This is a genomic window from Alkalihalobacillus sp. AL-G (genome assembly GCF_030643805.1).
Taxonomy (GTDB): domain Bacteria; phylum Bacillota; class Bacilli; order Bacillales; family Fictibacillaceae; genus Pseudalkalibacillus.
The window spans coordinates 2,946,082-2,967,880 of the sequence record NZ_CP094656.1 but is presented as its reverse complement, the minus strand read 5'-3'; the positions used below and the strand labels follow the sequence as shown (position 1 = coordinate 2,967,880).

Annotated in this window: 20 protein-coding genes and 2 other annotated features; of the genes, 19 read left to right on the top strand and 1 reads right to left on the bottom strand. The window is 41.1% G+C overall.

Features of this window, described 5'->3' with window-relative positions:
* The first annotated feature begins 184 nt into the window (after positions 1-184).
* From MOJ78_RS15185 to thrS (MOJ78_RS15115), 15 genes are all read left to right on the top strand, one after another.
* A complete protein-coding gene (locus MOJ78_RS15185; protein ID WP_304978175.1) occupies positions 185-661 on the top strand; it encodes a MaoC family dehydratase in 477 nt (158 codons plus the stop codon).
* 223 nt (positions 662-884) lie between these two features.
* On the top strand, positions 885-1,592 hold the full coding sequence (locus MOJ78_RS15180; RefSeq protein WP_304978174.1) for a response regulator transcription factor: 708 nt from the start codon (positions 885-887) through the stop codon (positions 1,590-1,592).
* Positions 1,593-3,311, top strand: a complete 1,719-nt coding sequence (pnpS, locus tag MOJ78_RS15175; RefSeq protein ID WP_304978173.1) for a two-component system histidine kinase PnpS — start codon at positions 1,593-1,595, stop codon at positions 3,309-3,311. It begins immediately after the preceding gene.
* Between the two features lie 393 nt (positions 3,312-3,704).
* A complete protein-coding gene (gene polA, locus MOJ78_RS15170) occupies positions 3,705-6,341 on the top strand; it encodes a DNA polymerase I (protein ID WP_304978172.1) in 2,637 nt (878 codons plus the stop codon).
* Between the two features lie 18 nt (positions 6,342-6,359).
* Positions 6,360-7,193, top strand: coding sequence for a DNA-formamidopyrimidine glycosylase (mutM, locus tag MOJ78_RS15165; RefSeq protein WP_304978171.1), 834 nt, complete (start codon positions 6,360-6,362; stop codon positions 7,191-7,193).
* 114 nt (positions 7,194-7,307) lie between these two features.
* Complete coding sequence (gene ytaF, locus MOJ78_RS15160) at positions 7,308-7,949, top strand: sporulation membrane protein YtaF (protein ID WP_304978170.1); 642 nt, start codon at positions 7,308-7,310, stop codon at positions 7,947-7,949.
* Positions 7,950-7,959: 10 nt separating this feature from the next.
* Positions 7,960-8,550 (top strand): dephospho-CoA kinase, encoded by a 591-nt coding sequence (gene coaE / locus MOJ78_RS15155; RefSeq protein WP_304978169.1) that lies wholly within the window; start codon positions 7,960-7,962, stop codon positions 8,548-8,550.
* A gap of 186 nt (positions 8,551-8,736) precedes the next feature.
* Positions 8,737-9,783: a glyceraldehyde-3-phosphate dehydrogenase gene (locus MOJ78_RS15150; protein WP_304978168.1), complete on the top strand. Its 1,047-nt coding sequence runs from the start codon at positions 8,737-8,739 to the stop codon at positions 9,781-9,783.
* 497 nt (positions 9,784-10,280) lie between these two features.
* Positions 10,281-10,661, top strand: a complete 381-nt coding sequence (gene speD, locus MOJ78_RS15145; RefSeq protein ID WP_304978167.1) for an adenosylmethionine decarboxylase — start codon at positions 10,281-10,283, stop codon at positions 10,659-10,661.
* A 251-nt stretch (positions 10,662-10,912) separates the two neighbouring features.
* A complete protein-coding gene (nrdR, locus tag MOJ78_RS15140; protein WP_304978166.1) occupies positions 10,913-11,374 on the top strand; it encodes a transcriptional regulator NrdR in 462 nt (153 codons plus the stop codon).
* A 107-nt stretch (positions 11,375-11,481) separates the two neighbouring features.
* Positions 11,482-12,876, top strand: coding sequence for a replication initiation and membrane attachment family protein (locus MOJ78_RS15135; RefSeq protein WP_304978165.1), 1,395 nt, complete (start codon positions 11,482-11,484; stop codon positions 12,874-12,876).
* Between the two features lie 12 nt (positions 12,877-12,888).
* On the top strand, positions 12,889-13,824 hold the full coding sequence (gene dnaI, locus MOJ78_RS15130; RefSeq protein WP_304978164.1) for a primosomal protein DnaI: 936 nt from the start codon (positions 12,889-12,891) through the stop codon (positions 13,822-13,824).
* Positions 13,825-13,908: 84 nt separating this feature from the next.
* Positions 13,909-14,799, top strand: a complete 891-nt coding sequence (gene ytxC / locus MOJ78_RS15125; RefSeq protein ID WP_304981275.1) for a sporulation protein YtxC — start codon at positions 13,909-13,911, stop codon at positions 14,797-14,799.
* A 64-nt stretch (positions 14,800-14,863) separates the two neighbouring features.
* Positions 14,864-15,087: a binding site (T-box leader), on the top strand.
* A gap of 104 nt (positions 15,088-15,191) precedes the next feature.
* On the top strand, positions 15,192-17,120 hold the full coding sequence (gene thrS / locus MOJ78_RS15120) for a threonine--tRNA ligase (RefSeq protein ID WP_370529724.1): 1,929 nt from the start codon (positions 15,192-15,194) through the stop codon (positions 17,118-17,120).
* 6 nt (positions 17,121-17,126) lie between these two features.
* Positions 17,127-19,061: a threonine--tRNA ligase gene (thrS, locus tag MOJ78_RS15115; RefSeq protein WP_304978163.1), complete on the top strand. Its 1,935-nt coding sequence runs from the start codon at positions 17,127-17,129 to the stop codon at positions 19,059-19,061.
* A 148-nt stretch (positions 19,062-19,209) separates the two neighbouring features.
* On the opposite strand, the gene MOJ78_RS15110 is transcribed toward thrS (MOJ78_RS15115), so the two are convergent.
* On the bottom strand, positions 19,210-19,617 hold the full coding sequence (locus MOJ78_RS15110; RefSeq protein ID WP_304978162.1) for a hypothetical protein: 408 nt from the start codon (positions 19,615-19,617) through the stop codon (positions 19,210-19,212).
* 217 nt (positions 19,618-19,834) lie between these two features.
* Positions 19,835-19,974: a sequence feature (ribosomal protein L20 leader region), on the top strand.
* A 67-nt stretch (positions 19,975-20,041) separates the two neighbouring features.
* Between MOJ78_RS15110 and infC the strand changes: the two genes are divergently transcribed.
* The 4 genes from infC to MOJ78_RS15090 all read left to right on the top strand — a co-directional run bounded on the left by infC (position 20,042) and on the right by MOJ78_RS15090 (position 21,787).
* Positions 20,042-20,548: a translation initiation factor IF-3 gene (infC, locus tag MOJ78_RS15105; protein ID WP_304978161.1), complete on the top strand. Its 507-nt coding sequence runs from the start codon at positions 20,042-20,044 to the stop codon at positions 20,546-20,548.
* A gap of 33 nt (positions 20,549-20,581) precedes the next feature.
* Positions 20,582-20,770, top strand: a complete 189-nt coding sequence (rpmI, locus tag MOJ78_RS15100; RefSeq protein ID WP_225064171.1) for a 50S ribosomal protein L35 — start codon at positions 20,582-20,584, stop codon at positions 20,768-20,770.
* 256 nt (positions 20,771-21,026) lie between these two features.
* Positions 21,027-21,386, top strand: coding sequence for a 50S ribosomal protein L20 (gene rplT / locus MOJ78_RS15095; RefSeq protein ID WP_304978160.1), 360 nt, complete (start codon positions 21,027-21,029; stop codon positions 21,384-21,386).
* Positions 21,387-21,517: 131 nt separating this feature from the next.
* On the top strand, positions 21,518-21,787 hold the full coding sequence (locus MOJ78_RS15090; RefSeq protein ID WP_304978159.1) for a DUF1294 domain-containing protein: 270 nt from the start codon (positions 21,518-21,520) through the stop codon (positions 21,785-21,787).
* The last annotated feature ends 12 nt before the right edge of the window (positions 21,788-21,799 follow it).

Genomic DNA, 21,799 nt, shown 5'->3' with positions numbered 1-21,799 from the left:
AACAATGAAAAAGGAGGAATTCGAGAGTTTTTCTCGAATTCTTTCTTTACATACTTATGTCAGAATGTTTTTATTTTTCACTACAGCATAATGCTTTCTATAGTATTTAGTTTAGCTAAGGCTTGACTTTACCAAGATTTCTTTATAGAAAAATGTAATCGCTTACTTCAGAGGAGGGAACAGCATGTTACTAGGGAAAAAACGAAAAATCGGACGAAAAATCGAAGAAATCAATATTGGGGAGAAATTAGAAATTACTGAAACCATTGAGGATAAAGATATTCTTCTTTATTTAGGGTTAACGGACGACAATAATCCGCTTTTCATCCAACATGATTATGCATCATTGACTCCGTTTAAGAAACCAGTTGTTCCACAGATAATGTTGCTAGGTTTTGTTACGTCATCAATCAGCAAATTCCTTCCTGGTCCAGGGAGTTGTATTATTAGACAGAACATTTCGTTTCCAAATCCTGTCCACCACTATGCAACGATTGTATTAAAGTTTGAAGTGACAGGGGTAGATTCAGAGAACCATCTTGTGACCATCGGAATCAAAGGATTCGATGAATCACAGGAGGTCATTATCGACGGGGATATCGATGTATGTCCACCGTATCCACCGCGTTCGATTACTGCTAGAACGTTCGATAATTTTTAGGGCTCACAGGAGGTGAGTCAGTTCGACGTGATCTCACAACGTGATGGATTCAGTCCAACTTCTTCGTTCCTTGAAAAGTCCTCACGCATTGAACGTTATTTTTTTTAAGCTAATGTAAATATTCGTTAACAAAAAAGTCGTTTTCGGCTTTTTTGTTTTTTTTTAGGTTCTTATGTGTAAGAATAAAGGCAAAAGATGAATCCTATTAGGTTGGGGGAAGCCCATGAACGAGAAAATATTGGTTGTTGAAGATGAAGAATCGATTAACACACTGCTTCAATTCAATTTAGAGCAGGCTGGTTTTGAAGTGATCACTGCTTTGGATGGGATAAAGGGGTTAGAACTAGCAAAAGCTGAAACACCCGATTTGCTTGTTCTTGACTTGATGCTGCCAGGTATGGATGGATTAGACATATGTAAGAATCTCCGTCAAACTCAACACATGATTCCAATCTTGATGCTGACAGCAAAGGATGATGAGTTTGATAAAGTGTTAGGTCTTGAGCTTGGTGCAGATGATTATATGACAAAACCCTTTAGTCCAAGAGAAGTCGTTGCACGTGTTAAAGCAATTTTAAGAAGAAGTCAAATAACTACGTCATCAGATCGTGCTGATTCTAATACAGAATTTCTTGAAATCGGTGATTTAAAGGTCTTTCCTGAAAACTATGAAGCCTTCTTTCAAGAGCGCGCACTTGAATTGACACCGAAGGAATTCGAACTACTCGTTTATCTTGTCAAAAATAAAAGCCGTGTCCTCTCAAGAGAGCAATTACTCAGTGCAATTTGGAATTATGATTTTGTGGGGGATACGAGGATCGTCGATGTACATATTAGCCATCTTCGGGAAAAAATTGAACAAAATACACGGAAACCGATCTATATAAAGACGATTCGGGGATTAGGGTATAAACTGGAGGGCCCTCAATAGATGAGCAACTTTCGCGGGCGAATTTTAAATGCCTTTGTCGTTTTCACAAGCATCATCTTTCTCTTACTAGGCTTTTTAATTGCAAACCTTTCAATCGGAGGTATTGAACGTCAGAAGGTTGAAGCTTATGAAACCCAATTACGGCTGGTCGCAAAGTCTGTTCAGGACAATAGGGATATCGAAGAACCGCTGGAGCATTTAGCAGAAGAATTAGATGGCGGGCTCACGTATTATTCCGGAGACGGTGATGTTATTGAATCAACGATATCCGGTAGGGAATTGGTTGATTCTGACCGTTTTAAAAAGGTGACAAATAATGTTCAACAATTGAAGCGTGAAGGGTACACCGACTTTGTAATTGCTCTGACAGAAGGAGATTCATTGGATGGATTCCTTGTCCTAACAATTTCAGATCAAACCTTTAAAAATGATGTACGGAAAATATGGTTTCCCATATTGTTTTCACTATTTTTTGGGTATTGTATTTTAATCTATTTAACCTTCCGACTTACGAACAAGCTTGCTAATCCAGTTGATGATGCCGTGAGAGTTGCAAGTGAGCTTGCACGTGGAAATTACAAAGCTAGAAGCCATGAGTATCAGCTAAGGGAATCGGGCGAACTTAACCATTCCCTTAATGTCCTTGCACGTAATCTTGAGCAAATAACACGTTCAAGGGAAGCGGAGCAAGAGCGGATGAAGACTGTGATTGAAAATATGGGAAGCGGACTTCTCTTGATCGATTCTAAAGGATATATAAATCTGATGAACCGCTTTTATAAAGAAACGTTTTTAGTGGATGGGAACGTCTTGAACGATAAAATGTACCATGAAATAATGCCGCATGAAGATGTAGTTGAGCTCGTGAAGGAAACTTTCCTCACAGAAAAAATTGTTCGTAAGCAGGTTCTTTTATCGGTTGGAATCACACGAAAGCACTTTGATGTTACTTGTGTACCGATTTTAGGTCAGTATGAAAACTTAAAGGGAATCGTTCTTGTGTTTCATGACATTACAGAACTGAAAAACCTCGAACAAGTACGAAAAGATTTTGTTGCGAATGTTTCCCACGAACTTCGGACACCTGTTACGTCACTGAAAGGCTTTGCTGAAACTCTGCTGGATGGTGCGATGGATAACAAAGAACTTCGAACAAAGTTCTTAACGATAATTTGGAAGGAAAGTGACCGTCTTCAAAGACTGATCAATGATTTGCTCGATTTTACGAAAATGGAACAGGCGAATTTTCAGCTGGAATTGCAAAGAATTGATGTTGGGCTGATTATTAATGATGTCAAAAACTTACTTGAAACACGAGCGAATGAAAAAGATATACATTTCGTTGTTTCAACATGCGATGATCTCCAGATTGAAGGGGATGCCTTGAGGATCAAGCAAATTTTGATCAACCTTGTTAATAATGCAATAAGCTATACCCCTTCTGGAGGTACTGTTCAGTTAATCGGCAGTGAAGAGCCAGGGGCTGTAAATGTGACTGTAAAGGATACCGGAATTGGAATGGATGATGAGGAAATCCCACGCATATTTGAAAGGTTCTATCGAATTGATAAAGCACGAAGTAGAAATTCTGGTGGAACAGGACTTGGACTCGCAATCGTCAAACATTTAGTCGAAGCACATAAAGGCTCGATTCAGGTGAAAAGTGCAAACGATGCAGGTACGACATTTCTCCTGTCATTTCCTAAAATCAAAAAATAATCAAGTGAGATTCGGACGTGTGCGTGGTGAAATTGATTTCTCGTGTAACTTAAATAATTAATTGTCATTTACCTATGCCCATCAGTGGGTCAAACCCATCCGCCAACACTTTGGGAATGAAGTCAATGCCTCGGTTGCCAAAAAAATGGCTTCCCGTGCGTGGCTCACTTTTCGTCAGAAACTGTTCGGGAAATCAACCAAAGTCCGATTGATTCGAAATGCGAGATGATGAGCCTAGAAGGAAAAGCGAACAACACCGGCAGGCGATATGTCGATCGTCACCTCGTTTACAAAGATCAATGCTTTAGTCGTGGGAGGATGAATCCTTTTTTCTTTATTAAAATAAACATGGTAAACTAAAGCTAGAGTGTTATTGGACGAGGAGGGATTCGGATGAGTAAAAATAAACTCGTATTGATCGATGGAAATAGTATTGCTTACCGAGCGTTTTTTGCATTGCCCCTTTTAAATAATGATAAAGGGGTTTATACGAATGCAGTTTATGGATTTACTACCATGCTTTTAAAGGTAATTGAAGAAGAAGCACCAACTCATATGGTTGTTGCATTTGATGCAGGGAAAACAACTTTCCGCCATAAGACGTTTAATGAATATAAGGGCGGAAGACAAAAGACACCACCAGAACTTTCGGAACAGTTCCCATTGATTCGTGAGCTTTTAGATGCGTTTAAAATCAAACGGTATGAGCTTGAACAATACGAAGCAGATGACATTATCGGAACATTATCGAAACAATCCAATTCTGATGAATGGGATGTCAAGGTCATTACAGGTGATAAGGATTTATTGCAGCTTGTTGGTGATAATGTGACCGTCGCTCTTACTAGAAAAGGAATTACAGACGTTGATACATACGATCTTCAACATGTAGAAGAACGATATGGGCTGACTCCTGAACAGATTATCGATATGAAGGGGCTAATGGGTGATAGCTCTGATAACATTCCTGGGGTTCCGGGTGTTGGAGAGAAGACGGCTATCAAGCTCCTAAAAGAGTACGGGACCGTTGAAAACGTACTTGAATCGATTGAAAAGATTTCCGGGAAAAAGCTTAAAGAGAAGCTTGAAGAACATAAAGAATTGGCCGAAATGAGTAAAAAGCTTGCGACGATCGATCAGGATGCTCCGATCGACGTGAAGCTGGATCACTGTGATTTCCATCAAGAGTTCTCAGAAGATGTAATCAAGTTGTTCAAGGAGCTTGGGTTCAATTCTTTACTCGCAAAGTATGATAGTGAAGCTGCTGAAGAGGCGGAAAAACCTGCAGAAGAAATCAAGTATGACATCCTTGATGAAATTACGGAAGAGGAACTCGGTTCAAACGGAGCAATTGTCATAGAGTGTTTAGAAGAAAACTATCATAATGGTGATATTTTAGGATTCGGAGTTGTAAATGAAAAAGGGAATTATTTTATACCTACGGACATCGCGTTAAAATCAGATACGTTAATCGCGTGGCTTGAGGATGGAGAAATTGAAAAATATACTTCTGATGCTAAACAAGCAATCGTTTCATTAGCCTGGAAGGGGATACATTTGAGAGGGGTCACATTTGATGCACTCATTGCCTCTTATCTGTTAAACCCATCTGAATCTTCTCATGATATTCCTTCTATTGCATCACGTCTCGGCCTGAACGCTGTGTCCAGTGATGAAGCCGTGTATGGAAAAGGAGCCAAACAAAAGGTTCCGGATCAGGATATGCTAAGCGAACATATCGTACGGAAGGCAAGTATGCTTCAAGCAGTTGTTCCTAAATTGCAGGAAAGCATAAAGAAAAACGAACAGGATGACTTGTTTTATAACCTCGAGATGCCTTTATCGTTAGTGCTTGGCAAGATGGAGCAGCAGGGTGTACAGGTCGATGTGAAACGACTTGAGGATATGGGTACTGAACTCGAAGAACAGCTTAAGAAAATAGAAACTAAAATTTATGAGCTAGTCGGTACAGAGTTCAATATCAATTCACCAAAACAGCTTGGAGAGATTCTGTTTGAAAAATTGCAGCTTCCAGCTATCAAGAAAACAAAAACTGGATACTCAACCTCAGCGGATGTGCTTGAAAAGCTGAAGGACAAACATGAGGTGGTCGAAGAAATTCTTTTTTTCCGTCAGCTAGGTAAATTGAATTCTACCTATATCGAGGGCTTGTTGAAGGTTGTGAACCGTGAAACCGAAAAGATTCATACGCGGTTCAATCAGGCGCTAGCGCAAACTGGCCGTCTAAGTTCGATTGATCCCAACCTTCAAAACATCCCAATTCGCTTAGAGGCGGGCAGAAAAATAAGACAAGCATTCGTACCTTCAGAAAAAGATTGGGTCATGTTTGCATCAGATTACTCGCAGATCGAGTTAAGAGTTTTAGCGCATATTGCTCAGGACGAAAAATTGATTGATGCCTTTAACAATGAATTAGATATCCACACGAAAACGGCAATGGACGTTTTTCATGTTTCAGAGGATGAGGTTACTTCTGACATGCGTCGACAAGCAAAGGCCGTTAATTTCGGTATCGTTTATGGGATCAGTGATTATGGTCTTTCTCAAAGTCTTGGTATTACCCGAAAAGAGGCAGGCCAATTTATTCAGCGTTATTTTGAAAGCTTCCCGGGTGTAAAGCAATATATGGACGATATTGTACAGCAGGCGAAGCAAGATGGCTATGTCACAACGATGTTGAACCGCAGAAGATATCTCCCGGAAATTACGAGCCGGAATTTCAATTTAAGAAGCTTCGCGGAACGAACCGCTATGAATACACCGATTCAAGGTTCTGCCGCTGATATCATCAAAAAAGCGATGGTCAGTATGGCTGAACGTTTAAAGGCAGAGGGTTTACAGACGAGGATGCTTTTACAAGTACACGATGAATTGATTTTCGAAGCACCTAAGGAAGAGATCGAGATACTGGAGAGGATCGTTCCAGATGTCATGGAGCAAGCAATACAGATAGATGTTCCATTAAAAGTGGATTATTCCTATGGCGACACATGGTACGATGCTAAGTAAAAAATGTAGGTGAGTGGAATGCCGGAATTGCCAGAAGTAGAAACTGTAAGAAGAACACTTGAAACATTAATCTTGGGAAAACAGATTGAAGATGTGAAGGTCAGCTGGTCGAAAATCATTAAGCGGCCAGATGATATAGAACAATTTCGTTTTCTTTTAATCGGTCAAACGATCACGTCAATTGGACGTAGAGGGAAGTTTCTGAAAATCGTCATGGATGATGTTGTATTAATCTCCCACCTCCGAATGGAAGGACGTTATGTCGTGGCTGATAAACAGGACGAGGTGGATAAACACACCCACGTCAGGTTTTCGTTTACGGACGGTACCGAACTTAGGTATCGAGATGTTCGGAAATTCGGGACGATGCATGTATTCGAACGTGGAGAGGAAGAGAACTACCTCCCGTTGTCCCAACTCGGACCAGAGCCACTATCGGATTCGTTTGCAGCCGAAGACTTATTGGGGATGTTTCAGCAAACCAGTCGAAACGTTAAACAGGTTTTGTTAGATCAAACCATTGTTGTTGGACTCGGGAATATTTATGTCGATGAAGCCCTATTTAAAGCTGGCATTCACCCGGAAAGCTCAGCGAAATCATTGAGCAAAAAGCAGGTCGGAAAATTGCATCAATCCATTGTCGAAACCCTTGACAAAGCAGTGAATCAAGGTGGCAGCACGATTCGTTCATATGTTAATTCACAAGGTGAGATGGGAATGTTTCAGCAGCAGCTTGCGGTATATGCACGTAAAGGGGAATCCTGTTATTCGTGCGGGAACGAAATCGTTCGAATCGTCGTCGGAGGGCGAGGAACCCATATCTGTACAAACTGTCAGACAAAGATTAGATAAAGAGGGTGTTAAAAATCCTCCTTTATAAACACACATAAGCAGAAAAAATGTCGTACATCGGATGGGCACCTTCCATATACTATCCTAGCATTAACGCAGGGAGGGTTTATGGACGTGACCGGTTGGGTTTCCTTATTAACCTTGACCTTTGCTGTCAGTATGGACAGTTTTGGTGTAGGAGTCACTTACGGCGTACGAAAGATGAAAATAACGTATTTCTCAATTATCCTCATTGCTTTATGTTCAGCCATGGTGCTTCTCGCAGCATTGAACGTTGGTACTATAGTAAGTACGTTTATTTCTGAAGAATTTGCAGAGGCTATCGGTGGGGTAATGCTCATCTTTCTCGGTATATATGTCCTGTGGCAATTATTCAGATCGAAATCAGAACCGCATGAACAAACCGAAACGTCAACGGATCATGTATGGAATATGGAGATCAAATCACTAGGCATCGTAATTCAAATCCTTAGATCACCGGATGTAGCAGATATCGACCGTTCCGGGACAATCACTGGATTAGAGGCACTGTTGCTTGGGTTGGCACTTTCTCTCGATTCATTTGCAGCCGGAATTGGTGCTTCGTTACTCGGCTTTCCACATTTACAAACGGCATTGATTGTAGCAACGATGAGTTCATTTTTTCTCGTAGCTGGAATGAAACTCGGAAAAATATTTTCAAGCTTTTCATTTGTACGGTTAATTAATTTTTTACCAGGAGTAATCCTAATTATCCTGGGGGTATTGAAATTGTGAGGTGTGACCTGTGATTATTGGTTTAACAGGAGGGATCGCGAGCGGAAAAAGTACGATTTCTTCCATTTTCAAAAGTTTGGATATCCCCGTTGTCGATGCTGATATGATTGCGCGGGAAGTTGTAGAACCGGGTGAAGAATCCTATAAAAAGATCGTTGAAGCCTTCGGGGATGATCTTCTGTTGGCGGACCAAACGATTGACCGGAAGAAGTTAGGTGCAATAGTCTTTAATGATCGAGATAAACGGCAACTTCTTAATGGAATCGTTCATCCGGCTGTTCGAAAAAGGATGCTTGATCGCAAAGACGCCTATCTTTTGGACAATGAGTCGGTCGTATTGGATATCCCATTACTCTTCGAAAGTAAGCTTACCCATTTTGTTGATAGGACGTTGCTTGTATATGTAACCTCTGATACCCAGCTCAGACGGTTGGTCAATAGAGATGGCTTCACTGAGGAAGAGGCTCTTTCAAGAATCCGATCCCAACTATCTCTTGACGAAAAGCGGGAGTGGGCAGATGCAATTATTGATAACAACGGCTCTATCGAACAAAGCAAGGGCCAGCTTTTGGGTCTTTTAAAAGAGTGGGGCGTTCTTTAAAAGTACGCAAACTGAAAGTCGGCGAATTTGTCGATTCAATATAATTAAAAATACATCATAAAAGGTCGGGCAACGGCCTTTTTTTAGCTTTTCGATAAATTAATGTTCCCATTCGCATAAAATATGTTATACTATTTTTAGATTTAGAGAATAAAGTATAGCACTTTATAGTGGAGGGATACCAACATGAAAGCAAGAGTAGCTATTAATGGGTTTGGTCGTATCGGGAGAATGGTTTTTCGAAAAGCAATGAAAGATCAACATTTAGATGTTGTTGCGATAAATGCAAGCTACCCATCAGAAACACTAGCGCATATGGTGAAATACGATAGTATTCATGGGACGTATGACCTTGAAGTTGAAGCTGGAGAAAACTCACTTATCGTTGATGGAAAAGCAGTAAAGCTTTTGAGTAACCGTGATCCGAAACAACTTCCTTGGGCAGAAATGGGCATCGATATCGTAATCGAAGCGACGGGTAAATTCACATCCAAAGAAACTGCCGGTTATCACATTGAGGCGGGAGCTAAAAAAGTCATTATCACCGCACCTGGAAAAGAAGAAGACATTACAATTGTAATGGGCGTAAATGATGACGCTTACAATACTGGTAAGCACGATGTTATTTCCAATGCATCATGCACAACGAACTGCCTGGCTCCAGTCGTAAAGGTATTGGATGAGCAGTTTGGAATTGAAAATGGTGTCATGACGACAGTACATGCATACACTAATGACCAAAAAAATATAGATAACCCGCATAAGGATCTTCGTCGTGCGAGAGCTTGTGGACAATCGATCATTCCAACATCAACAGGAGCCGCAAAGGCGATCTCAAAGGTTCTTCCACAGATGGCAGGAAAACTACACGGTATGGCTCTTCGCGTACCAACACCGAATGTATCTCTTGTAGATCTTGTTGTTGATGTGAAAAAAGACGTAACAGTTGAACAGATTAACGATGCTTTTGAAGCAGCATCACAAGGATCGATGCGAGGAGTTCTTGGTTTCAACAATGACCCGCTCGTTTCAATCGACTATAATGGCAACGAAAATTCTTCGATCATCGATGGACTATCAACAATGGTAATTGAAGATCGCAAAGTGAAAGTCCTTGCTTGGTATGATAACGAATGGGGCTATTCTTGCCGAGTGGTTGATCTAGCAGGTATGGTCGCCGATCAGCTGAATAAAGTAAGTTCAGAGCAGCATTATTCTGTTGGATCTGCGTAACGAGGGGAATAGAAAGTAATGAGGGTCTCCATCTGTCGGGGACTCTCTTTTGATGTAAAAAAGAACGGTTGATTGTGCTCATGTAGCGTTCATAAGGATCGTGAGGCGGAATCCCTATGAAGTAGCCATACGGATAGTTTGAGGCAGAAACCCCGTGAAACCATCGCTATGAAGCGACCATACGGATGGTTTGAGGCAGAAACCACGTAAAATCATCGCTATAAATACTTTGTGCGGACAATTTTTGGTAGGAATCGGCTGATGGCGTCTCCAAAGGATCACATGAGTTGTCGACTTTGGCAAAATTAAAAATTGATATTGCAAAATAGACACAAAAGCAGTATACTATTCTTCGTGAACTTCAGTTATAAGCAAATCTAGGAACTGGATGCCACTTAAAGGGTTAGGACCTCTTTGGACTAACTTTCCCCCGTGGTGGATGTTCATTTCCGCATGCTTTTGAAGGCATGATCTTTAAACAAAGGGGGACTATGCATATGGATACAATGGGACGTCACGTTATTGCAGAGCTTTGGGGATGTGATTCTGAAAAGCTGAATAATATGCCTTATATCGAACAACTTTTTGTTGAAGCGGCACTGAAATCAGGTGCTGAAGTTCGTGAGGTAGCTTTTCATAAGTTTGCCCCCCACGGTGTAAGCGGTGTGGTCATTATTTCTGAATCACATCTAACAATACACAGTTTTCCTGAGCATGGTTATGCAAGTATTGATGTATACACATGTGGAGATCTTGACCCAAGTGTCGCTGCCGATTATATTGCAGATGCATTAGGGGCAACTTCCAAAGAGAATTTAGAAGTTCCACGTGGTATGGGTCCAGTTAAAATCGGACAAAAAAAAGTAACTGCAATGTAATATCTATAGGACGTTATAAATTAGGACACATAAGGTGTGCGTGATGCACACCTTTTTTATATTGCCTGGAAAATTCATCTGGATATCGAATATTGGCGATTACCATCGAAAACATCTTGTCATAAACAGCCCTTTCTACTATCATTAAGGTAGAAGACTATTTTTACAAAATAATTCATTTTACCTAGAACTTGCATTGGCTCAGTTGTTCATAAATGAGTTTAATTCTTTCGCATGATGGGGTTGGTTAAATGCGGTGTCCAAATTGTCAATATAATGGTTCAAGAGTGTTGGATTCTCGACCTGTACATAACGGGCGTTCAATCCGACGACGGAGGGAATGTGAAGAGTGTAATTATCGCTTTACAACCTTTGAAACAGTAGAAGAAATTCCGCTGATTGTCGTGAAAAAAGAAGGTACTCGGGAAGAATTCAACCGGGAAAAGCTTCTTAGAGGATTGATTAAGTCTTGTGAAAAAAGACCTGTCCCGTTAGAAGTGCTGGAAAACGTTGTTAACAATGTTGAGAAGGACTTGCGGAACAATGGGGTTTCAGAGGTGCAAAGTAAGGATATCGGCGAGATGGTGATGGATCATTTGGCAACGATCGATGAAGTTGCGTATGTCCGGTTTGCGTCTGTATATCGACAATTCAAGGACATTAATGTATTTATTGATGAGCTGAAGGATTTAATAAAACGCGAGAACGACTAAGGGAGCTTATGATTTTTGTTAAGCTCTTTTCTTTATCAAAATGGTAAAAGGGCCACTGTCCCGGATTAGGTTTCTAACTATAACGATTGGATAAAAGGTGAATGGATATGGGGAATCATTGGAAAGAACTGCTCCCAGTTGATCGATATACAGTGCACAGCAATGGTATCATTCGTCCTGATGACCTACGGGTAATTACGATGTTGTATCAACCGTTGATTGGAGCTGGAGCCTACAGTTTATACATGACTCTGTACGGTGAGCTTGGTGCGGAGGAAGTCACAAGTATACCATCAACCCATCACAGTCTGATGAACCATACACAAATGAATTTACAGTCCATTTATGAAGAACGTAAAAAACTTGAAGCGATTGGACTTTTAAAAACTTACCAACAAAATACAGAGGATGAACGTATCTTTATATATGAAATCCAGCCAGCCTTAGACCCGGAAAAGTTTTTTCAAGATGACGTATTAAGTATTTATTTATATGGTCGGCTAGGGAAACAGAGGTATGTTGAAGTGAAAAAGAGATTCACGTACACACATCACGAGGTGTCCGATTATAAGGAAGTTACTGCAAGCTTCAATGATGTTTTTTCATCACTTCATGCGTCTGAAATTCGATCAGGCGTTAATTCGGAAATCCATGGAACGAATGACAATCAAAACACGAAATATTACAAACATAACGAAGGAACCAGTCCGGATTTTTCGAATGGAGATTTTGACTTTGATACGCTTGTTCGGGATTTAAGCAGCTTTATCATTCCGTCGGAAGTTCTAACCGGGGAACTGAAGGACGCTATTAAAAGACTTGCGTTTATTTATCAGATATCCCCATTAGATATGAGTAGCGTTGTACAACAAGCTTATTTTCGTGATGAGGAACTTACAGCATCAAAATTGAGAAAAGAGACGCAGCGTTGGTATAAAGTCGAAAAGCCTGGACAGCTCCCGAAATTGAGCGAACGCAATCAAGCACCGGCTCCCTCATCCAAGGATTCATCCGAACAGACACCAGAAGAAATGATGATCCGGACATTTGAAACGATTTCTCCACGCACTTTATTGGAAAAGTATGGTGAAGGGGGCAGGGCAGCATCTTCAGATTTGAAGCTTGTTGAAACCGTCATGTTTGAACAAAAGCTTTCACCCGGTGTTGTCAATGTGCTGATTGATTATGTGTTAAATACGAATGATATGAAACTGGTTCATGGTCATGTAGAAAAAATCGCTAGCCAGTGGAAGCGTAAGAAAATCACGACCGTTCGTGAAGCGATGGCACTTGCAAAAGCAGAGCATCAGAACTATCAATCCTACAAACAGCAAAAATCAAAACCATCAGGATATCGCCAAAAACGAAAAGACGTTCGGAAAGATACTTTGCCGAAGTGGATGAGAGAATCTAAAAAATCCGACGGAACCTCTCAAAAACAAGAGCAGCTGGTGACTGACAACGAAAAAAAATGGCTTGAAGAATACTTGAAAGGGTTATAGGGGGTGAACAATTTGAAATCAATTTCCGAAGCAATACAAAATCTACCGGAAAAGACAGCGATCCAAAAACAGTTTACGATTCTTAAAAACAAAGTGCTCGTTCATCCGGATTGGAAGACGTTTCATCACCAACATCCTGAAATTACGGATCAGATGATTGACCGTAGCCTTCCAAAGCTATTGGAATACCTGGATGGAACAAAGAATTGTGAAGGGTGCACCTGCCTGGCTGATTGTCAAAATATGATTCAAGGATATCAACCAGACCTTTTCGTTAACGGACAAGCAATTGATGTTAGTTACAACCGATGCCCGAATAAGGTTGCAGCTGACGATTTCAAAAAGCTCCAATCGTTGATCAAAAGTTATTTCATCCCGAAGGACATTCTTTCTGCTACCTTTGAACAGTTTACCCAGAATGAACGTGACCGTTTCAATGCGGTTCACCTTGCGGGAGAGTTTGTTAAAACGATGAAAGATGATCCGGAATCTGCAAAAGGTCTGTTTGTGTATGGCGACTTTGGTGTAGGCAAGACCTTTTTGATGGGGGCGATCGCGAACGCTCTTGCGAAGAAAAAGATCCAGACGATGCTCGTTTACACCCCGGATTTCTTTCGTGAAATGAAAACATCGATCGGTGATCAAACGGTTGATGAAAAGCTTGAAATCATTAAGAAGGCACCTGTACTTGTACTTGATGATATTGGCGCTGAATCTATGTCAAGCTGGGTAAGAGATGAGGTGCTTGGTTCGATTTTACAGTACCGTATGATGGAAAAACTGCCAACCCTTTATACGTCTAATTATGATTATGCTGAGCTAGAAGAACATCTCTCTTATTCTCAAAAAGGCGGGGTTGAACAATTGAAAGCAAAACGAATCATGGAACGGATTAAACATTTTACGACACCGGTCTATATCGGAGGGGCAAATCGCCGAGAGAATTGATGTACCAGTTCGTTGAATAATCTTCCTTATCCTTCATATATTGTAGCAATGAGGGGTGTACAAGGAGGATTTGGGTTGGTAACAATGTATTTTTATGATGAACATGAGGGCTTATATTTGTATATGCAATTGCAGAACCTACTCGGTAATAAAGGCTATTCACGCACTAAGCAGGTGAACATTCAGTTTTCAGATGCGAACGCGTTGGTCATCGATTTAAAAAAAGATGATCCTTTTTCAGACATGGTAAAGCCTTCGATTTTGCGCTTAATTGCACGTCACATTATTGAGTCGAACGAAGACGATTGGATTCTTTGCAAGCTGGAGCAAGACTTTTACTATACGGATGAAGATGAGCAACAACAAATACTTACAATTGTCCAATCCTTGCTTGAAGGGGACGACAAAGATATCCCCTCTGTAAACGATTTTCCTGCAAGGGAAGAAGTGATAATTGAATCATTAGATGATTTTTTCACGAACCATATGATGTTTTCCTACGAATCGTTTCTGCAATTCCGATTGAAACGATATCATGAATTGTTGTCCAATTATATTGAGTGTGCTATAGATGAGTACAAGCTGGAACAAGAATATCAGGAGTTTGTCCATACGCTTCGTCAGCTTATTAAAGAACGGGTTTCTCTATTTACTACGGTCCATCTTGTAAATGAAGAGAGTAGCTACAAATTACTTAACGAGCATTTTTATGAGCTTACTCCTGATGATATCAACCATTTGATTAGCCATCATCACAGTGATCCGTATCCGATTGCATCTAAATTATTAAAGCTATTGATCAATCTTGCTCCTAGCAAGTTGTTTTTGTACACCGATAATGAGGATGCATCTATGAACCAGACGATTTTCAACGTGTTTCAGGAACGGGTACATATCTTGCCGCGATCTAAATTTGACATACAAAAAAGACTTTGTAAAAATGGTCATTCAATAGGTCTTGATTTTCGACGTTAAACTGCATATAATACTACATAACACAATATGAGGTTGTTCAAAAAGCCTTTTTCACACATATCAAGTACAAGTTTTGATGAGGACTAGAGATCTTTCAAACGGGTTGCTAGAGAGAAAAGCCATGGCTGAAAGCTTTTCACAACGCGAAAGACCTTACCACCTCTGAACTTCAACGGGGAAAACCAGTATCCGTTGACGGTAAATTGACCGTTATTCAACCTTAAGTGCCGTTTGGGAATATCCCTTCGGAACGAGGGTGGAACCGCGAGCAGAACACTCGTCCCTTCTATAGGGATGGGTGTTTTTTTGTTGTTCGAGAAATAAGTGGATGAGGCCGCTTGATCAAATCAATCTATGCAATGTCAAAATTTCAAAACAGGAGAGTGAAGGATATGTCCCAATTAAGAATTACGTTTCCAGATGGCACAGTGAAAGAGTTTGAGCGTGGGACCACAACAGAAGACATTGCAGCTTCAATCAGTCCCGGTCTGAAAAAGAAGGCAATCGCCGGAAAGCTCGACGATCAACTCATTGATTTACGACGTCCGATCGAACGGAATGGGTCGATTACAATCGTAACATCGGGTTCTAAGGAAGGCTTGGAAATCATCCGTCACAGCTCAGCCCATCTTATGGCACAAGCGATAAAACGGGTTTTCCCTGATGAGAAGCTGAAGCTTGGTGTCGGTCCTGTCATTGAAAATGGGTTTTACTATGATATCGATATGGAGCATCGACTCACTGAGGATGACTTCCCGAAAATCGAGAAAGAGATGACACGGATTGTTGATGAAAACCTTGGGATAACACGGGAGGAAGTGACTCGGGAGGAAGCGGTGCGACGCTACGAGGAGCTTGGAGATGAGCTGAAGGTTGAATTGATTGGTGCAATTCCTGAAGGAGAGCCGATTACGTTTTATCATCAAGGGGAATTTTCCGATCTCTGCCGTGGTCCTCATGTCCCACAAACGAGCAAGCTTAAAGTATTCAAGCTGATGAATTTATCAGGAGCATACTGGCGAGGCGATAGTGATAACCAAATGCTGCAACGTGTCTATGGTACAGCATTTGCCGAACCGACTGAGTTGAACGATTATCTTCATTTTATCGAGGAAGCCAAAAAGAGGGATCACCGGAAGCTTGGGAAAGAGCTAGAGCTTTTCATGTTTTCAGAGGAAGCACCGGGGATGCCGTTTTACTTACCAAAGGGCCAGGTCGTGCGAAACGAGCTTGAGGCGTTTTCCCGAGAATTGCAGCAGAGGTTTGGTTATGAAGAGGTTCGTACCCCTCTGATGATGAATCAGCGGTTATGGGAAACGTCCGGCCACTGGGAGCACTACCGTGAAAATATGTATTTTACAGAGATCGATAATACCAGGTTCGCGTTAAAACCGATGAACTGTCCTGGCCACATGCTTATCTATAAGGATAAACTCCATTCCTATCGAGACTTACCGATTCGAATGGCTGAATTCGGTCAAGTTCATCGACACGAATACAGTGGTGCATTAAATGGAATGATCCGAGTTCGAACATTTTGTCAGGATGATGCTCATATTTTCGTCACTCCAGATCAAATTGAAGGTGAAATAAAGGCAGTTATTCATTTAATCGATGAGATTTATTCGACGTTCGGGTTCGAGTTTACGATTGAACTTTCCACACGTCCCGATGATTCGATGGGTGAGAATGCATTATGGGAAAAAGCAGAAGGTGCGCTTGAAAATGTGCTCAATAATTTAAACCTTGATTTTACGATTAATGAGGGGGATGGCGCGTTTTACGGACCAAAGATTGATTTCCATATCCGTGATGCATTGAACCGAAGTCATCAATGTGCGACGATTCAAGTTGACTTCCAAATGCCAGAGAAATTCAATCTATCTTATATCGATGAACGGAATGAGAAGGAAAGACCTGTCATCATCCACCGTGCCATTTTCGGTTCGATCGACCGCTTTTTCGGTATATTGGTGGAGCATTATGGGGGAGCGTTCCCAACGTGGCTCGCACCGGTCCAAGTGAAAGTTTTGCCTGTTTCAAGCGTGCATCAGGAATATTGTGTTCATGTTGCCGATCAGCTTAAAGAACTTGGGATAAGGACAGAATTGGATACAAGAGAGGAAAAGCTCGGATATAAAATACGAGCAGCCCAAATGGAAAAAGCACCTTACATGATTGTCGTTGGTGATGATGAAGTGAGCTCGAATACGGTAAACGTCAGAAAATATAGTGAAAATAAATCTGAATCTATGTCAGTAGAACGTATTAAGGAAATGCTTGAACAGGAAATTAAGTCTAGAAATAATACAGGAGTGTGAACCGCTATGTCACAGGTTAAAATTACGTTCCCAGATGGAAACGTCAAAGAATTTGAACGAGGAGTCACGACAGAAGAGATTGCATCATCGATCAGTCCTGGTTTAAGAAAGAAAGCGATCGCTGGAAAGCTTGACGATCAGGTTATCGATTTACGTCGTCCAATCGAACAAGACGGTGTGATCACCATCGTTACACCAGATTCTGAAGAAGGCTTGGAAATCATCCGTCACAGCTCAGCCCACCTAATGGCACAGGCGATCAAGAGGGTCTTCTCTGATGAAAAAATCAAGCTTGGTGTCGGCCCTGTTATTGAAAACGGGTTTTACTACGATATTGATATGGAACACCGATTGACGGAGGAAGACTTCCCAAAAATTGAAAAAGAGATGAAACGAATTGTCGATGAAAATCTAGAGATTACTCGGGAGGAAGTATCACGAGACGAAGCGCTTCGTCGTTACGAAGAAATTGGAGATGAGCTGAAAGTTGAATTGATTGGTGCGATTCCAGAAGGAGAACCGATTACCCTTTATCATCAAGGTGAATTTTCTGATCTTTGCCGGGGTCCGCACGTTCCACAAACGAGCAAGCTTAAAGTTTTCAAGCTGATGAACCTGTCAGGAGCATACTGGCGCGGGGATAGTGACAACCAAATGCTGCAGCGCGTTTATGGCACAGCTTTTAACAAGAAATCAGAGCTTGAAGAGCACTTGCATTACCTTGAAGAGGCGAAAGAGCGTGACCATCGTAAGCTAGGGAAAGAACTTGATATTTTTACAATTTCCCAAACGGTTGGTCAAGGGCTTCCGATCTGGCTGCCGAAGGGTGCGACGATTCGCCGTGTCATTGAACGTTATATTGTTGATACAGAGATCAAGCTCGGCTATGACCATGTGTACACCCCTCACCTCGGGAGTGTGGAGTTATATAAAACGTCTGGCCACTGGGATCATTATAAAGATGATATGTATCCGGCGATAGAAATGGATAACGAACAGCTCGTGTTAAGACCGATGAACTGTCCGCACCACATGATGATTTATAAGAATGCGATGCACAGCTATCGTGATTTACCGGTTCGTATTGCGGAGCTCGGAACGATGCATCGCCATGAAATGTCTGGGGCGCTCGCTGGATTGCAACGTGTTCGCTCAATGACGTTAAATGATGCACACATTTTTGTACGTCCGGATCAGTTGAAGGATGAATTCATACGTGTTGTTCAGCTTGTTCAAAAGGTTTATAAGGACTTTGGTATTTCTGATTACAAATTCCGCTTATCGTATCGTGATCCTGAAGATAAGGAAAAGTATGTCGATAATGATGAAATGTGGGAAAAGGCTCAAGCATTGTTAAAAGAAACAATGGAAGATATGGACCTGAACTATGTTGAAGCGGAAGGAGAAGCGGCATTCTACGGTCCAAAGTTGGATGTACAGGTTAAGACAGCACTCGGAAAAGAAGAGACACTTTCGACTGTACAGCTCGATTTCCACTTACCGGAGCGATTTGACCTAACTTATAAAGGTAGTGACGGGCAGGATCACCGTCCGGTTGTTATCCACCGTGGTGTCGTTTCAACGATGGAACGTTTCGTAGCCTTCTTGATCGAGGAGTATAAGGGTGCATTACCTACTTGGCTCGCACCTGTTCAAGCGATGGTAATACCCGTTTCGTCGGTGCATATGGATTATGCGTATAAAGTGCGTGATGAGCTTAAAGCAAACGGCATCCGTGTAGAAGTCGATAGCCGAGAGGAGAAAATAGGCTATAAAATTCGAGAGGCTCAAATGATGAAGACACCTTACATGCTTGTTGTTGGTGATCAGGAAATCGAAGACAATGCAGTAAACGTAAGAAAATACGGAGAACAGAAATCAGAAACTGTTTCATTTGAAAGCTTCAGAGATAATCTCATAGCTGAAATTGAAAGAAGCTAAAGAAACGCGGGCTGACCCAACATAAGTGTTGTTGGATCGGCCTTTTGTTTTGAAAAGGATTTGCGCGTCAAAAAGTCAGGGTTTCCGTGTCAGAGGTAAAGAAATACGCGTTAAATATTATCTTCTAAGCCAAAAAAACATAATCCCATTATTCTTTTATACTATCTAGAAGGACATACCCGAATACGACACCGGCTATCGAGATGATCGGACCTTCATCCAGGTTAAGGTTCATCGGATAAAGGTTTACTATGTCAGTGATAGGTGAAAAATATAGTGCTGGAAATGAAGCGATATAAAAAGCTGGCAGTCCTATTGAAATAATTTTGACCCAGCCAACCTTCCATTTATTACCGTCTTTCACCTCTTTGAACAATAATGGTAGTCGGAAAAGCATACCGAGGACAATTGGATAAACACTTAAAAACAATAATGAAGGATACATATTGAACATGGCCGACCCTTCATGGACTAATTTTCGCTGAAACTCATATCCTTCAATCACCAATAAAATCATCACAAAAGTATATACCAGATTAAACAGAAACTGTTTCATTTTATCCCCCCAAAAGATTCACTTAATTTCTATATCCATTTTAACAGAAAAGTATAAATACTTTTTTTAGCCATGCTTTATTCGATAGGTTGAAAACATACTTGATTTTGAACGTAAAATCAGATAAGCTATAAAAGTTGAATCAAAGCACACATGTGTTTACTTGACATCGGTGTACCATCGATGATATGCTTTTAAGGTGATAATCGAATAATCTTGTAATAAGCAGAAGCACCCGCTTCTCACCTGATTGACGCACCTAAGTGCAGTTGGCAGGTAATAATGATCTAGATATCGATTCAGAATCGATTAATGTATCAGTGTGGGTGTCGTATGCGCCGACGCTTTTTTATATTTCTAAATGCGTTTTACAAGAGAGCTTTGATGCAAAATCCTATGGAGGTGGCTGATTATTAGTAAAGACATGATGGTCAACGATGGCATTCGCGCTCGCGAAGTTCGCCTAATTGGTGCCAATGGAGATCAAATTGGCGTAAAAACTCGTCAAGAAGCACTTGAGATTGCTCAAAATGCAAACCTGGATCTTGTTCTTGTTGCCCCTAACGCAAAACCACCGGTATGCCGAATTATGGACTACGGTAAATATCGTTATGAGCAACAGAAAAAGGAAAAGGAAGCTCGTAAAAATCAAAAGATTATTACGACGAAGGAAGTTCGGCTTAGCCCGAATATTGACGAGCATGATTTTAACACCAAGCTTCGTAATGCGAGAAAATTCCTCGAAAAAGGGGATAAACTGAAAGCTTCGATCCGTTTTCGGGGACGTGCAATCACACACTCCGAATTAGGGCGAGAAGTGCTCATGCGAATGGCAAAAGAATGTGAGGACCTTGGAACGATTGAATCAAGACCGAAGATGGAAGGTCGCAGTATGTTTCTAATCCTCGCACCAATCAACGAAAAGCAGTAACATTTTTACTAGCAATCAAAGGAGGATATTTCTATGCCTAAAATGAAAACTCATAAAGGGACTGCAAAACGATTCAAAAAGACCGGATCTGGTAAATTGAAGCGTTCCCATGCATTTACAAGTCATATGTTCCGTAACAAGTCTCAAAAGCAAAAGCGTAAGCTTCGTAAGTCTGCACTTGTATCCAGCGGAGATTATAAGCGTATCAAAGATATGATCTAATACGATATTTTCATATAAAGAGGTAGTTCAAAAAGTCCGGTAAAAATACCTGTCGAATTTCTTCGTTGCTCGGTCTCTCCGGTCCTCACGTATTAATAGTATACGTTCCGGTCCTCGAGAATGTCGCGCCTCGGGCTCACAGGATGTGAGTCAGTTCAATGTTGTTACAGGACGTAACGTAATTAGTTGAACTTCATAAAATTCGGCTCTTTTTATCCTCCTTTTTGAACACACATAAAATTTAGGAGGGATTACAATGCCAAGAGTAAAAGGTGGCTATGTAACACGTCGTCGTCGTAAACGCGTCTTAAAACTTGCAAAAGGTTATTTTGGCGCAAAACATAAATTATTTAAAGTAGCTCAGCAACAAGTATTCAAATCACTACGTTATGCGTATCGTGACCGTCGTCAAAAGAAGCGTGATTTCCGTAAACTATGGATCACTCGTATTAATGCGGCAGCTCGCGTGAACGGAATCTCTTACAGCCGTTTAATGCACGGCTTGAAGGAAGCTGGTATCGACGTTAACCGTAAGATGCTTGCTGACTTAGCTGTACAGGATGAAAAAGCATTTGCTGAACTTGCAAGCAAAGCGAAAGAAAGCCTAAAGGCGTAAACAAACAAAGGAAGGGATCGACTCCAAGTTAACGAGTCATCCCTTTTTTGCTAGAAAAAATACATATTATGGTAAATTGCCGATGAAGAGGCTTGACTCCACTCGAACACAGTGTCAAGAAAGGAAAAATCATGAAAATACTCATCCTCATGCTCGCATTACTGAATGTTTACGGATTCACCATCATGTATATCGATAAACAGAAAGCAAGAAAACAAAAATGGAGAATTTCAGAAGTGCATTTGTGGACCGTTACTCTTCTCGGCGGAGCACTTGGAATTTGGGCAGGTATGTCCATGTTCAGACATAAAACGCAGCACCGTTCCTTTCGATTTGGTGTACCTATGCTTATTCTTGTACATTTCACACTCTGCATCTGGTTCACATTCAATGTGGTCTAGTGTCGGACTCCC